General features: G+C 71.8%; 13 protein-coding genes and 1 riboswitch. Of the genes, 5 read left to right on the top strand and 8 right to left on the bottom strand.

The genetic code is table 11. From position 1 onward, the window contains the following. The first annotated feature begins 13 nt into the window (after positions 1 to 13). Complete coding sequence (locus tag ACIP4X_RS05545) at positions 14 to 616, top strand: hypothetical protein (RefSeq protein ID WP_358730860.1); 603 nt, start codon at positions 14 to 16, stop codon at positions 614 to 616. A gap of 16 nt (positions 617 to 632) precedes the next feature. On the opposite strand, the gene ACIP4X_RS05550 is transcribed toward ACIP4X_RS05545, so the two are convergent. The 6 genes from ACIP4X_RS05550 to thrC all read right to left on the bottom strand — a co-directional run bounded on the left by ACIP4X_RS05550 (position 633) and on the right by thrC (position 7,793). Next, complete coding sequence (locus ACIP4X_RS05550; RefSeq protein ID WP_401346783.1) at positions 633 to 2,108, bottom strand: MFS transporter; 1,476 nt, start codon at positions 2,106 to 2,108, stop codon at positions 633 to 635. A 195-nt stretch (positions 2,109 to 2,303) separates the two neighbouring features. Continuing rightward, positions 2,304 to 3,452 (bottom strand): NADH:flavin oxidoreductase, encoded by a 1,149-nt coding sequence (locus ACIP4X_RS05555; RefSeq protein WP_358730858.1) that lies wholly within the window; start codon positions 3,450 to 3,452, stop codon positions 2,304 to 2,306. 201 nt (positions 3,453 to 3,653) lie between these two features. Next, positions 3,654 to 5,276 carry a chaperonin GroEL gene (groL, locus tag ACIP4X_RS05560; RefSeq protein WP_358730857.1) on the bottom strand — a complete coding sequence of 541 codons (1,623 nt, stop codon included), beginning with the start codon at positions 5,274 to 5,276 and terminating at the stop codon, positions 3,654 to 3,656. Positions 5,277 to 5,603: 327 nt separating this feature from the next. Further along, positions 5,604 to 5,807: a cold-shock protein gene (locus tag ACIP4X_RS05565; protein WP_004986573.1), complete on the bottom strand. Its 204-nt coding sequence runs from the start codon at positions 5,805 to 5,807 to the stop codon at positions 5,604 to 5,606. 430 nt (positions 5,808 to 6,237) lie between these two features. Beyond that, positions 6,238 to 6,513 (bottom strand): MoaD/ThiS family protein, encoded by a 276-nt coding sequence (locus ACIP4X_RS05570; protein ID WP_358730855.1) that lies wholly within the window; start codon positions 6,511 to 6,513, stop codon positions 6,238 to 6,240. After that, positions 6,510 to 7,793, bottom strand: a complete 1,284-nt coding sequence (gene thrC / locus ACIP4X_RS05575) for a threonine synthase (RefSeq protein ID WP_391454291.1) — start codon at positions 7,791 to 7,793, stop codon at positions 6,510 to 6,512. The genes ACIP4X_RS05570 and thrC overlap by 4 nt, the downstream gene beginning before the upstream one ends. A gap of 18 nt (positions 7,794 to 7,811) precedes the next feature. Next, positions 7,812 to 7,981: riboswitch (SAM riboswitch) on the bottom strand. A gap of 186 nt (positions 7,982 to 8,167) precedes the next feature. Between thrC and ACIP4X_RS05580 the strand changes: the two genes are divergently transcribed. Together ACIP4X_RS05580 and ACIP4X_RS05585 are read left to right on the top strand one after the other, a co-directional pair. After that, the gene (locus tag ACIP4X_RS05580) at positions 8,168 to 9,139 is read left to right on the top strand and encodes a glucosyl-3-phosphoglycerate synthase (protein ID WP_401346789.1); all 972 of its coding nucleotides are present in this window, start codon (positions 8,168 to 8,170) and stop codon (positions 9,137 to 9,139) included. A gap of 83 nt (positions 9,140 to 9,222) precedes the next feature. Next, positions 9,223 to 10,653 (top strand): trehalose-6-phosphate synthase, encoded by a 1,431-nt coding sequence (locus ACIP4X_RS05585; protein WP_358730850.1) that lies wholly within the window; start codon positions 9,223 to 9,225, stop codon positions 10,651 to 10,653. A 12-nt stretch (positions 10,654 to 10,665) separates the two neighbouring features. Here the strand turns inward: ACIP4X_RS05585 and otsB are convergent, their stop codons facing one another. Together otsB and ACIP4X_RS05595 are read right to left on the bottom strand one after the other, a co-directional pair. Continuing rightward, positions 10,666 to 11,541 carry a trehalose-phosphatase gene (otsB, locus tag ACIP4X_RS05590; RefSeq protein WP_358730849.1) on the bottom strand — a complete coding sequence of 292 codons (876 nt, stop codon included), beginning with the start codon at positions 11,539 to 11,541 and terminating at the stop codon, positions 10,666 to 10,668. 108 nt (positions 11,542 to 11,649) lie between these two features. Continuing rightward, on the bottom strand, positions 11,650 to 11,892 hold the full coding sequence (locus ACIP4X_RS05595; RefSeq protein ID WP_358730847.1) for a DUF3263 domain-containing protein: 243 nt from the start codon (positions 11,890 to 11,892) through the stop codon (positions 11,650 to 11,652). A gap of 199 nt (positions 11,893 to 12,091) precedes the next feature. Here ACIP4X_RS05595 and ACIP4X_RS05600 point away from each other — a divergent pair, with 199 nt between their 5' ends. After that, positions 12,092 to 13,036, top strand: coding sequence for an ROK family protein (locus ACIP4X_RS05600; protein WP_358730845.1), 945 nt, complete (start codon positions 12,092 to 12,094; stop codon positions 13,034 to 13,036). Continuing rightward, on the top strand, positions 13,036 to 14,178 hold the full coding sequence (gene nagA / locus ACIP4X_RS05605; RefSeq protein WP_391454297.1) for an N-acetylglucosamine-6-phosphate deacetylase: 1,143 nt from the start codon (positions 13,036 to 13,038) through the stop codon (positions 14,176 to 14,178). Before ACIP4X_RS05600 ends, nagA begins: the two co-directional genes overlap by 1 nt. Positions 14,179 to 14,228: the final 50 nt, after the last annotated feature.

Consider the following 14,228-nt stretch of genomic DNA (forward strand, 5'->3'; position numbering starts at 1 on the left):
GCTGGAGGACACCATGAACCACGCCCAGCTCACCGCCCTCGGGCGGGCACTGCGTCTGCTCGGCGAGCACGGCGAGGCGCTCTCCACGGAGACGCCCGACGCCAGGCTCCACGAGGTGAAGGCGGATCTCCGGCGCGCTCTCGACCTGCTGGACGAGACCGTCACGACGGCCGCGCCCACCACCCGCTGCCCCGAGCACCCGAACGGGCCCGTCGACGAGAGCGCGCCCGACCTGTGCCTGCTGTGCGAGACCCGGCGCCGGGCCGCCCGCCGCTCCGAGGTCGACGGGGCGTACGCCTCGTACGCGCGACGCGGCTCCGAGCCCGCGGCCTCCGCCCCGTCCCGCTACGGCGTCCGCGAGGACCGGCCGCAGCCCCAGCAGCGGTGGCTGCCCGAGCTGTGGAACGGGCGGGAGTGGCAGTTGTGCGGGACCCCGCGCCGGGACCGGCGCGAGGCCGAGCTGTTCATCGCCGCCCAGCTCCGGGCCCCGCGCGCCGCGCCCGCCTACCGGCTCGTGCACGAGTTCACGGACTACGAGGTGGTGCGGAGCTGGGGCCATCCGGCGCGGACCGACATCGAACCCATGGGCAACCCCGGCAACCCGGGCAGCCCGTAGGGCGTAGGGCCGGCGCCTACGGCACCTTCGCCTCGGCGGGCGCGGGCTCACCGGCCGCCGTCGGCTCCCCCGGCACCGCGGTGCGGGCGCGCGGGATGAAGGAGGCGACCAGGAAGCCGAGCAGGGCGGCGCTCGCGCCGACGGCGAGGACCGTGCGGAAGCCGTTCTCGGAGGGCAGCTGGTACGGGCCGAACGCGGTGGTCATGTGGGACAGGACCACGCCCGCGACCGCGCTGGCGACCGAGGTGCCGATCGAGCGCATCAGGGTGTTGAGGCTGTTCGCCGCGCCCGTCTCGGACGCGGGGACGGCGCTCATGATGAGCGCGGGCATCGAGCCGTAGGTGAAGCCGATACCGGCGCCGATCACGCAGGACGCCAGGACGAAGTGCCAGACCTGGCTCATCAGGACGATGTTGAGGCCGTAGCCGACGGCCACGATCAGCGCGCCGATCATCAGCGTCACCTTGGGGCCCCTGGTCCGCGAGACGATCGCGGACACCGGCGCGACGGCCATCATCACCAGGCCGGAGGGCGCCATGACCAGGCCGGACGCCAGCAGCGACCTGCCGAGGCCGTAGCCGGTCTGCTCGGGCAGTTGCAGCAGCTGCGGGATGACCAGGGACATCGAGAACATCGCGAAGCCGATGGCCACCGAGGCGAGGTTGGTCACCAGCACCTGGCGGCGGGCCGTGGTGCGCAGGTCCACCAGGGGCGCCTCGACGCGCAGTTCGAACAGGCCCCAGACGACCAGGACCACGACCGCCACCGCGAACAGGCCCAGGGTCATGCCGCTGCCCCAGCCCCAGTCGGCGCCCTTGGAGATCGCCAGCAGCAGGCAGACCAGGCCCACCGCCATACCGATGGCGCCGGGAAGGTCGAAGCGGCCGCCGGTGCGCACCGCCGACTCGGGCACGAAGCCCAGTACCAGCGCCGCCGCCACGACGCCCAGGCCGGCCGAGACCCAGAACAGCATGTGCCAGTTGAGGTTCTCGGCGATCAGGGCGGCGGCGGGCAGTCCGAGGGCGCCGCCGACACCGAGCGAGGCGCTGATCATCGCGGTCGCCGAACCGAGCCGCTCGGCGGGCAGTTCGTCGCGCATGATGCTGATGCCGAGCGGGATGACACCGGAGGCGAGGCCCTGGAGGGCACGGCCGACGATCATCGGCGTCAGGGAGTCGCTGAGCGCGGCGGTGACCGAGCCGGCCACCAGCATGGCCAGGCTCAGCAGGAGCATGCGGCGCTTGCCGTACATGTCGCCGAGGCGGCCCATGACCGGGGTGGCCACGGCCGCGGCGAGCAGCGTGGCGGTGACGGCCCAGACGGTGTCCGACGCCGAGGCGTGCAGGAGCTGGGGCAGCTCGGGAATGATCGGGATCACCAGGGTCTGCATCAGCGAGACCACGATGCCGCCGAAGGCGAGTACGGCCACGACGGCGTTGGGCCGGGGCGCGGATTGCCCGGCCGTGGCAGGCCGGGCGAGTGCGTCGGACATGAAGGAAGGTCTCCGTCGGAGAGCGGGTGTACTTGACTCAGGCAACTTTAATTGGACTTGATTGAGTTAAGCAAGCGAAAATCCGGCGGGGAGCCCGCAGGGACGGCGCCACGAGGGCCCGCCGGGCCGAGGAGACACAGAAAACAAGGGGGCGGCGCCGCCCTCAGGCAGCGCCGCCCCGTCACTCCGCCGGGCTCAGCTCAGCGTCTTCAGCGCCGCCGCGTCGTACGGCTTCAGCTCGTCGACGCGTCCGCCGAGGACCTTCGCCGCCCACTCGGGGTCCTGGAGCAGCGCGCGGCCCACGGCCACCAGGTCGAACTCGTCGCGCTCCAGCCGGTCCAGCAGGTTGTCGAGGCTGCCGACCTCCGAGCCCTCGCCCTGGAACGCCTTGACGAAGTCGCCGTCCAGACCCACCGAGCCGACGGTGATGGCCTGCTTGCCCGTCAGCTTCTTCGTCCAGCCGGCGAGGTTGAGGTCCGAGCCCTCGAACTCCGGCACCCAGTGGCGGCGCGTGGAGGCGTGGAAGGCGTCCACCCCGGCCGCGGCGAGCGGCGACAGGACCGCCTCCAGCTCCTCGGGCGTCTCGGCCAGACGGGCGTCGTAGGCGTCCTGCTTCCACTGCGAGTACCGGAAGAGGACCGGGAAGCCGGGCGAGACGGACGCGCGCACCGCCGCCACGATCTCGGCCGCGAACTTCGTACGGGCCACCGCGTCGCCGCCGTAGGCGTCGGTACGGCGGTTGGTGCCCGCCCAGAGGAACTGGTCGAGCAGGTAGCCGTGGGCGCCGTGCAGTTCCACGCCGTCGAAGCCGATGCGCTCCGCGGCGGCGGCCGCCTCGGCGAACGCGCCGATGACGTCGTCGAGGTCGGTCCGCGTCATCACCCTGCCGGTGACCTCGGACTCGCCGATGCGCAGCCCGGAGGGGCCCACCGCGGGCGCCTCGGGAAACGGCTGCTGGCCCGGCTTGCGCACCATGCCGATGTGCCAGAGCTGGGGCACGATCGTGCCGCCCGCCGCGTGCACGGCCTCGGCGACCTTCGCCCAGCCGGCGAGCTGCTCCTCGCCGTGGAAGCGCGGCACGCGGTCGCTCTGCCCGGCCGAGTCGTGCCCCACGTAGGTGCCCTCGGTGACGATCAGGCCGACACCCGCGGCGGCGCGGCGGGCGTAGTACGACAGCACGTCCTCGCCGGGGACGCCGTTCGGCGAGAACATCCGGGTCATCGGCGCCATCACGATCCGGTTGGGGACGGTGAGGCCGTTCAGTGTGACGGGGCGGGAGAGGATCTCGGCCGCGCGGGAGGCAGACCCGGACCCGGAAGCTGATTCGGAAGCGGTGACGGTCACGGTGGGGGGCTCCTCGAAATCGTGGTCGGTACCGGCCGGCACGCACGCGCGCCGGCCACGCACGGGCGTCAACTGCCCCGTCGGCCACGGCATTTCCACTGGTCCACTCTTGTGACCCGGAACACGCCCGAGGGCGGCACCCCCTGTCTCCAGGGAGTGCCGCCCTCGGTACGTGAAGGACGGATCCGATCCTTTGGGGGATCAGAAGTCCATGTCACCGCCCGGCATGCCGCCGCCGGCCGGCGCGGCGGCCTTCTCCGGCTTGTCGGCGATGACGGCCTCGGTGGTGAGGAACAGCGCGGCGATGGAGGCGGCGTTCTGCAGCGCGGAACGGGTCACCTTCGCCGGGTCGATGATGCCCTCGGCGACCAGGTCGACGTACTCACCGGTCGCGGCGTTCAGGCCGTGACCCGGGGTGAGGTTGCGGACCTTCTCCACCACGACGCCGCCCTCGAGGCCGGCGTTGACGGCGATCTGCTTGAGCGGGGCCTCCAGGGCGAGCTTCACGGCCTGCGCGCCGGTCGCCTCGTCGCCCTCGAGCTCCAGCTTGTCGAAGACGCTGGTGGTCTGGAGCAGGGCCACGCCACCACCGGCGACGATGCCCTCCTCGACGGCCGCCTTGGCGTTGCGCACGGCGTCCTCGATGCGGTGCTTGCGCTCCTTGAGCTCCACCTCGGTGGCGGCACCGGCCTTGATGACCGCGACACCGCCGGCGAGCTTCGCCAGGCGCTCCTGCAGCTTCTCGCGGTCGTAGTCCGAGTCGCTGTTCTCGATCTCGGCGCGGATCTGGTTCACGCGGCCCGCGACCTGGTCGGTCGAGCCGGCACCGTCGACGATGGTGGTCTCGTCCTTGGTGATGACGACCTTGCGGGCGCGGCCCAGGAGGTCCAGGGTCGCGTTCTCCAGCTTGAGACCGACCTCCTCGGAGATGACCTCGCCGCCCGTGAGGATGGCGATGTCGCCGAGCATGGCCTTGCGGCGGTCGCCGAAGCCCGGAGCCTTGACGGCGACGGACTTGAAGGTGCCGCGGATCTTGTTGACGACCAGGGTCGACAGGGCCTCGCCCTCGACGTCCTCGGCAATGATCAGCAGCGGCTTGCCCGACTGCATGACCTTCTCCAGGAGCGGGAGCAGGTCCTTGACCGAGGAGATCTTGGAGTTGGCGATGAGGATGTACGGGTCCTCGAGCGACGCCTCCATGCGCTCCATGTCGGTCGCGAAGTAGGCGGAGATGTAGCCCTTGTCGAAGCGCATGCCCTCGGTGAGCTCGAGCTCCAGACCGAAGGTCTGCGACTCCTCGACGGTGATGACGCCTTCCTTGCCGACCTTGTCCATGGCCTCGGCGATGAGCTCGCCGATCTGGGTGTCGGCGGCGGAGATGGAGGCGGTGGAGGCGATCTGCTCCTTGGTCTCGACCTCCTTGGCCTGGTCGAGCAGGGCGGCGGAGACGGCCTCGACGGCCTTCTCGATACCGCGCTTCAGGGCCATCGGGTTGGCACCGGCGGCGACGTTGCGCAGGCCTTCCTTGACGAGGGCCTGGGCGAGCACGGTCGCGGTGGTCGTACCGTCACCGGCGACGTCGTCCGTCTTCTTGGCGACTTCCTTGACCAGCTCGGCGCCGATCTTCTCGTACGGGTCCTCGAGCTCGATCTCCTTGGCGATGGAGACACCGTCGTTGGTGATCGTGGGGGCACCCCACTTCTTCTCGAGGACGACGTTGCGGCCCTTGGGGCCGAGGGTCACCTTGACGGCGTCCGCGAGCTGGTTCATGCCGCGCTCGAGGCCTCGCCGCGCCTCCTCGTCGAACGCGATGATCTTGGCCATGTGAAGTGGTCCTCCCAGGACTGGGGGTGATTACTTCGGACCGCGCCCGCGCCCGCGACGGACGGCCCCGGCCTGAGGTGGTTCCTTGCCCCACCTGGCCCGTGGCCTCACCGACCCGGTCCTTCGTTGTCACTCTCACCTTCAGAGTGCTAACGCCAATGATTAGCACTCGACCCCTCCGAGTGCAAGGTGCGCCCGCGAAGCGGGCTCGATGAGGGGTGGCGGTCGGGTGACGGGTGGCGTGCGGGCACAGCGAAGGGCCCGCACCCCGGCAGCGGAGGTGCGGGCCCTTCCGAAGAAGAACGTCGCTTGCGGTGGTCGCGCGATTCAGGCCGTGACGCGGACCATGTCGGCCTGCGGACCCTTCTGGCCCTGCGAGATCTCGAACTCGACCCGCTGGCCCTCTTCCAGCGTGCGGTAGCCGTCCATCTGGATCGCGCTGTAGTGGACGAAGACGTCCGCACCACCGTCGACCGCGATGAAGCCGTACCCCTTCTCCGCGTTGAACCACTTGACGGTGCCCTGAGCCATGCCTAACTCCCCTATTACTGGCCCTTGCACAGATCCACACTTCGCGGACCCGGGTCAGACCTCACCCCCCGTGGATCGGGGGCGTGCGCCGGAACGCGTCGACCGCGGCCGAATGTATCTGCCCAACTGCCCTCTGCAACAGGTCAATCGGACGAGAAATCTGGACGCACACGGTCCGGAATATAGGAAGAATTCACGCGAATTCAGGGCAATTCGGGCCCCATAAACAAGGCAAATACCGCAAAAGGCGCGCAGACTTTGGCTACTTCTTACCGGGCCCGCGGCAGGATTCCATGGCCCCGGATTCCGAGTTCGGGGGCGCGTTCCCCAACTCTACCGCGTTCAATCACACAGAATTGCCCCCTCCGCTTCTCTCACGGAAGGGGCAACTCGGTGAACTCTGCGTGACCGGAATTACCGAAGGTAATGATCAGCCGCCGGCGACCGCCGGGATGATCGAGACGCCCGCGCCGTCCGGGGTGGCCGTCTCGAGGCCCTGCTCGAACCGGACGTCGTCGTCGTTGACGTACACGTTGACGAACCGGCGCAGCTTGCCCTGGTCGTCCAGGACCCGGGCCGCGATGCCCGTGTGGTTCTTCTCCAGGTCCGAGATGACCTCGGACAGGGTCGCGCCCTCGGCGCTCACCTCGGCCCGCCCGCCGGTGTAGGTGCGCAGGATGGTGGGGATGCGGACGTTCACGCTCATGCCAGGCCAGCCTCTCGGAAGGAGTCCAGGGTCGGACGGATCGTCGCGGTCAGGCCGGTGCCGGCCACCGCGTCCAGTGTCTTCAGCCCGTCGCCGGTGTTGAGGACGACGGTGGTCTTCGTCGGGTCGAGGACGCCGTTCTCGACCAGCTTCTTCGTCACGCCGACCGTCACACCGCCCGCGGTCTCGGCGAAGATGCCCTCGGTCCGCGCCAGCAGCCCGATCGCGTCGACGACCTGCTCGTCGGTCACGTCCTCCACGGCGCCGCCGGTGCGGCGCGCGATGTCCAGGACGTACGGGCCGTCGGCCGGGTTGCCGATGGCCAGGGACTTGGCGATGGTGTCCGGCTTCTGCGGCCGCACGACGTCGTGGCCCGCCTTGAAGGCGGTGGACACCGGCGAGCAGCCCTCGGCCTGGGCGCCGAAGATCTTGTACGGCCGGTCCTCGACCAGTCCGAGTTCGATCAGCTCCCGCAGGCCCTTGTCGACCTTGGTGAGCTGGGAGCCCGAGGCGATCGGCACGACGATCTGGTCCGGCAGCCGCCAGCCGAGCTGCTCGCAGATCTCGTACGCCAGCGTCTTGGAGCCCTCGGCGTAGTACGGCCGCAGGTTGACGTTGACGAAGCCCCAGCCCTCGCCGGCCGGATCGCCGATCAGCTCGGAGCAGAAACGGTTCACGTCGTCGTAGTTGCCCTCGATGCCGACGAGTTCGCCGCCGTAGATCGCGGCCATCACGATCTTGCCCTGCTCCAGATCGTGCGGGATGAACACGCAGGAGCGCAGTCCGGCGCGGGCGGCCGCGGCGCCGACGGCGCCGGCCAGGTTGCCGGTCGAGGAGCAGGAGAGCGTGGTGAAGCCGAAGGCGCGGGCCGCCTCCAGCGCCTGGGCGACCACGCGGTCCTTGAAGGAGTGCGTCGGATTGCCGGAGTCGTCCTTCACGTACAGCCCGCCGGTCACGCCCAGTTCGCGGGCGAGGCGGTCGGCCTGGACGAGCTTGGTCCAGCCCGGGTTCAGGTTCGGCTTGCCGGCGACGTCCGCGGGGACGGGCAGCAGCGGCGCGTAGCGCCAGATGTTCGCGGGGCCCGCTTCGATCCGCTTGCGCAGCTCCTCGGTGCCGTAGGCCGAGAAGTCGTAGGCGATCTCCAGCGGGCCGAAACACTCCTCGCAGGCGAAGACCGGGCCGAGAGGGACGCGGTGACCGCATTCGCGGCAGCTCAGCGCCGCGGCGGGGCCGAGGTCCACGGTGGAATCGGTGCTGCTTGCAACGGTCTGCACAGCCATGAGAGGCGAGGCCCTTTCTCCTCATCTTCCTCACGGCGCATCTCGCCGTGAGACGGATTTGGCACCTTCCCTAGCCGGGAGCCTCGCGAAGACGATCGGCTGTGCGCGCACAGCAGTCGATACGAGAACCGGCTGGAGGGTTGCCGGGGCTTCATCGGGCCGTTTCCCTCTGCCCCTCTGGATGAGCTGTATTCGGTTGTCCGCGCGGAGGTGACCCCCGGCATGGGATGGTCGTCCGCGTTGTTCAAGACTGTAACGGAAGGCCAGGACGGCGGAGACAGTCGTCCGAACCGCGAGACGACACCGCGAGACGACACCGCGAGACGACACCGCGAGACAAACAGTCTCGGGACAACAGTGAGGAGCCGCCGACCGTGCTGGAAGAAGTCGAGCGCTGGCTGGCCACCCGCTCCTGGTCCGTGGCCGACCGGCCACTCCACCAGATCCTGGCGGCCAAGCAGCGCACCGGTCAGTCGGTCTCCGTGGTACTGCCCGCGCTGAACGAGGAGGCGACGGTCGGCGACATCGTCGCGGTGATCCGCCGCGACCTCGTGGAGCGGGCGCCGCTGGTCGACGAGATCGTCGTCGTCGACTCGGGCTCCACCGACCGCACCTTCGAGGTGGCCGCCGCCGCGGGCGCCCGGGTGGTGCGCCGCGACGAGATCCTGCCGCGTCTGCCGGCGGTGCCGGGCAAGGGCGAGGTGCTGTGGCGCTCCCTGCTCGTCACCCGCGGGGACGTCATCTGCTTCGTCGACGCCGATCTGCGCGAGATCTCCTCCGACTTCGTCACCGGCATCGTGGGCCCGCTGCTCACCGATCGCGACGTCGACCTGGTCAAGGCGATGTACGACCGCCCCTTCACCGTGCCCGGCGGGGACGCCTCCGCCTCGGCCGCCGCCGGGCAGGGCGGACGGGTCACCGAGCTGATGGCGCGGCCGCTGCTCAACATGCACTGGCCGCAGCTCGCCGGCTTCGTCCAGCCGCTCGGCGGCGAGTACGCGGCCCGCCGCTCACTCCTCGAACAGCTGCCCTTCCCGGTCGGCTACGGCGTCGAGCTGGGCATGCTGGTCGACGCGCTGCACCTGGTGGGCCTGGACGCGCTCGCGCAGGTCGACGTCGGGGTGCGCAGGCACCGGCACCAGGACGGGCAGGCGCTCGGCCGGATGGCCGCCGCGATCTACCGGACCGCCCAGCTCCGCCTGGCCCGCGGCCATCTCGTGCGGCCCCTGCTCACCCAGTTCGAGCGCGGCGAGAACGGCTTCGAGCCGCGGACGCATCCCGTGGACACCGAGGAGCGTCCGCCGATGGCCGAGGTCGCGGAGTACGCGGCCCGCCAGGTGGCGTGAAACACCGGCCCCGCCCGCTTTCCGGCGGCTACGAAGCGGAACCGTACGTTTGAGCGTTTCGGGGCCGGGCTAGGTTGAGGCGTATGGCTTCTACGCACGGTGCCGAGGTGCTGGTCGCGTCCAATCGCGGCCCGGTTTCGTATCAGGTGCGCGAGGACGGCTCGCTCCACTCCCGGCGCGGGGGCGGAGGCCTGGTGTCCGGGCTCTCCGCGATCGGCCCGGAGGCGGGCGCGGTGTGGGTGTGCGCCGCGCTGAGCGACGCCGACCGGGAGGCGGCGGGCCGCTTCGAGGGCGGGCGCCGGCTGCCGTCGGAGGCGACCGGCGGGCAGCAGGTGCGGATGCTCGACATCGACGCGCGGGTCTTCTCCGACGCCTACAACGGCATCGCCAACTCGGTGCTGTGGTTCGTCCACCACATGCTGTACCAGACCCCGCTGGAGCCGGTCTTCGACTCGGAGTTCCGGCGGCAGTGGAAGTCCTACGAGGCCTACAACCTGGCCTTCGCCGAGGCGCTGGCGGAGGAGGCGGCCGAGGGGGCGGCCGTGGTGGTGCAGGACTACCACCTGACGCTCGTGCCGGGGATGCTGCGCGATTTCCGGCCCGATGTGCGCATCGGGCACTTCTCGCACACGCCGTGGGCGCCGGTGGACTACTTCCGGCTGCTCCCCGACGACATCGCCGAGCGGGTGCTGCGCGGGATGCTGGGCGCGGACCGGCTGGGCTTCCTCACCCGGCGGTGGGCCGACGCGTTCGCCGGCTGCTGCGACGCGCTCGTCGGCGGGCTCGGGGGCACCCGGATCGGGGTGCACGGGCTGGGCGCGGACGCGGAGTTCCTGCGGGAGCGGTCGCACCGGGCCGACGTCGAGGAGCGGATGGCGGCGCTGCGCGAGGAGATCGGCACCGGGCCGGACGAAGGCCCGCGACGGACGATCGTGCGGGTGGACCGGACCGAGCTGTCCAAGAACATCGTGCGGGGGCTGCACGCGTACCGGGAGCTGCTGGAGGAGCGCCCGGAGTGGCGCGAGCGGGTGGTGCACGTGGCGTTCGCCTACCCCTCGCGGCAGGACCTCGCGGTGTACCGGGAGTACACGGAGCAGGTGCGGCGGGTGGCCGAGGAGATCAACGCCCGGTACGGGACGCCCGGCTGGACCCCCGTCCTGCTGCATGTGGAGGACGACTTCGCGCGCTCGCTCGCGGCGTACCGGATCGCCGACGTGGCGCTGGTCAACCCCATCCGGGACGGGATGAACCTGGTCGCCAAGGAGGTGCCGGTCGTCTCCGACTCGGGGTGCGCGCTGGTGCTGTCGCGGGAGGCGGGGGCGTACGCGGAGCTGGGCGAGGACGCGGTCGTCGTCAACCCGTACGACGTGGTGGGGACGGCCGGGGCGCTGCACCGGGCGCTGACCATGCCGGGTCCCGAGCGTGCGGAGCGGACGAAGCGGCTGGCCGCGGCCGCGACGGCGCTGCCGCCCGCCCAGTGGTTCCTCGACCAGCTCCAGGAGCTGGGCGGCTGAGCGGACGGGCGGCTACGCGAGGTGGTCCGCCAGGTTCCTGAGCAGGGCCACCACCCCGGCGGGGCCGTCCACCACCAGGTCGGCCCGCCGCGACACCTCGGTGACCTCCGTGCTGCCGCTGCAGACCAGGACGCCGGGGACTCCGTCCGAGCGGAGTTCGCCGACCGCGGCGAAGGCCGGGAGGTCGCCCAGGTCGTCGCCCGCGTACAGGACCGACGTGGCCCCCAGGTCGCGGGCGCAGTCCAGGAGGGCGACGCCCTTGTCCATGCCCGGGGGGCGCAGTTCGAGGACCATGCGGCCGGGTTCGACGATCAGCCCGTGGCGGGCGGCCAGACCGGCGAGGGGCTCGCGCAGCGCCTCGAACGCGGCCTGCGGGTCGTCCGCGCGGCGGGTGTGGACGGCGACCGAGCGGCCCTTCTCCTCGATCCAGGTGCCGTGCCGGGCGCCGGTCCGGTCGAGGAGGCCGGGCAGTTCGGCGCGGGCGGCGGCGACGCCGGGGTGCGGGGGCGGGGCGGTGACCGTGCCCGTGGCGGCGTCCCAGCGCTCGGCCCCGTAGTGGCCGAGGACGACCAGGTGCTCCAGGCCGGGCACGCCCGCGAAGCCGCCGTGGCGGACCGCCACGTCGGGCGGGCGGCCGGTGACCACCGCGACGGCGGCCACCTTCGGGGCGAGCGCGGAGAGCGCGGGCACGGCGTCCGGGTGGGCGCGGGCCCGGTCGGGGTCGGGGACGATCGGCGCGAGCGTCCCGTCGAAGTCGAGCGCGATCAGCGCACGCTCGGGCCGGGCGAGAATCGCAGCGAGCCCGTCCCGCCCCGCCCGGGTGACGGGCGTCGGCAGCGCGGAGACGGAGGCGGTCGAGTCGGCGAAGTGACGGTCCTGACTACCCATGCAGCGAACCTATCCCTCAGGGCCCTCACCCACTCCTCCGCCGGGCACGGGTCTCAGCGCTCGGTACGGGCACCGCGTCCGGCACAGGTCTCACGCCCCGGCGCGGGTTCAGCGTTCTGTGCGGCGGGAGGCTCGGATGCGGCGGAGGCGGTTCACCGTGATCGGGTCGTGGGCGAGGGCGCGGGTGTCGTCGAGGAGGGCGTTGAGGAGCTGGTAGTAGCGGACGGGCGACAGGCCGAGCTCCTCGCGTATCGCGCGTTCCTTCGCGCCGGGCCCGGTGAAGCCGCGGCGCTCCAGGGCGAGGATGTCCCGCTCCCGGCGGCCGAGCCCCTGCTCCTCGTCGTCGTCCATACCAGGCACCGTAGCCCCCGCCGCCGACAGCGGGCCCCGCCGGGCCGTGCGTCCCGGCACAGCCACGCCACCGGACACCCACGGCACCGGTGACTCATCCGTGCCGTTCCGGCCGCCCCTAGTCACCAAGTGGACACAATTGGTCTGCACCAAGTAAGTGGACTAGACCTCTCCCGGTCGACGGTCCACACTGTTCCACGTGAAACACGTCATCGCCCTCGATGTGGGCGGCACCGGGATGAAGGCCGCGCTGGTCGCCGCCGACGGCTCTCTGCTGCACCGGGCCCGCAGGGCGACCGGCCGCGAGCGCGGGCCGGACGCCGTCGTCGAGGGCATCCTCGACTTCGCCGCGGAGCTGCGCGCCCACGGCGTCGAGCACCTTGGGCAGGAGGCGGCCGCGGCCGGCGTCGCCGTCCCCGGCATCGTCGACGCGGAGCGAGGCATCGCCGCCTACGCGGCCAACCTCGGCTGGCGTGACGTACCCCTGCGCGACCTGCTCGCCGAGCGGCTCGGCGCCCCCGTGGCCCTGGGCCACGACGTACGCACCGGCGGGCTGGCCGAGGGCCGGATCGGCGCGGGCAAGGGCGCGGACCGGTTCCTCTTCGTGCCGCTGGGCACCGGCATCGCGGGCGCCATCGGCATCGACGGCCGGGTGGAGGCGGGCGCGCACGGTTTCGCGGGCGAGATCGGCCACATCGTCGTACGCCCCGGAGGCCTGGACTGTCCGTGCGGGCAGCGCGGCTGCCTGGAACGGTTCGCCTCCGCGTCGGCGGTCAGCCAGGCATGGGCCGAGGCGTGCGGAGACCCGGACGCGGACGCGGCGGACTGCGCCAAGGCCGTGGAGTCCGGGGACACCGCGGCACGGGCGGTCTGGCAGGAGGCGGTCGACGCGCTCGCCGACGGGCTGGTCACCGCGCTCACCCTGCTCGACCCGCGCACGCTGATCATCGGCGGCGGGCTCGCCGAGGCGGGCGAGACGCTGTTCGCGCCGCTGCGCGAGGCGGTCCAGCGGCGCGTCACCTTCCAGAAACTGCCGTCGATCGTCCCCGCGGCCCTGGGGGACACCGCCGGCTGCCTGGGCGCGGGGCTCCTGGCCTGGGACCTGCTCAACACTTCTACGACGATTCCGGAGGTAGCCGTCTGATGGCCCCCAGCAAGGTTCTGACCGGAGCCCGGGTGGTGCTGCCCACCGGGATCGTGGACGGCGGCCGTGTGATCGTCGACGGCACGCGGATCGCCGGCTACGCCCGGGAGGACGCCGAGACCCTCGACGTGCGCGGGCACTGGCTGGTCCCCGGCTTCGTCGACATCCACAACCACGGCGGAGGCGGCGCCTCCTTCTCCGGCACGGCCGACGACGTGCTGACCGCCGTCCGCACCCACCGGGAGCACGGCACCACCACCCTGGTGGCCTCCACCGTCACCGACGACATGGGCCTCCTCGTCAAGCAGGCGGGGCTGCTGTCGGAACTCGCCGAGCAGGGCGAGATCGCGGGCGTCCACTTCGAGGGGCCGTTCATCTCGCCGTGCCGCAAGGGCGCGCACTCCGAGAAGCTGCTGCGCGCCCCGGACCCCGCCGATGTGCGCAAGCTGATCGACGCCGCCCGCGGCCGGGCCAGGATGATGACCCTGGCCACCGAACTGCCCGGCGGCATCGACTCCGTACGGCTGCTCACGGAGCACGGCGTGATCGCGGCGATCGGGCACACGGACGCGACGTACGAGCAGACGGTGGAGGCGATCGACGCCGGAGCCACCGTCGCCACCCACCTGTTCAACGCCATGCCGCCGCTGGGCCACCGCGCCCCCGGACCGATCGCGGCCCTGCTGGAGGACGAGCGGGTCACGGTCGAGCTGATCAACGACGGAGTGCACCTGCACCCCGCCGCCCTGGAGATGGCGTTCCACCATGCGGGCGCCCAGCGGGTCGCCTTCATCACCGACGCCATGGACGCCGCCGGGAACGGCGACGGCCGCTACCTGCTCGGCCCGCTCCAGGTCGAGGTCGCGGACGGCGTTGCACGGCTGGTGGAGGGCGGCTCGATCGCGGGCTCGACCCTGACCCTGGACCGGGCATTCCACCGGGCGGTGACCGTCGACCGGCTGCCCGTCACGGACGTGGTCGCCGCGCTGTCCGCCAACCCGGCCCGGCTGCTCGGGATGGACGACCGGGTGGGCTCCCTGGAACCCGGCAAGGACGCGGATCTCGTGCTGCTCGACGAGGACTTCGCCCTCAAGGGCGTGATGCGGCGGGGCGTCTGGGTGGTTGAGCCCCAACTGAGCTGATCCGTCCGCCCGTCCGGCCGTGGTGGCCGGTCCGCGGGGTGGGCGGTGGG

Source organism: Streptomyces sp. NPDC088817 (genome assembly GCF_044750345.1).
In the GTDB taxonomy this organism is placed as follows: domain Bacteria; phylum Actinomycetota; class Actinomycetes; order Streptomycetales; family Streptomycetaceae; genus Streptomyces.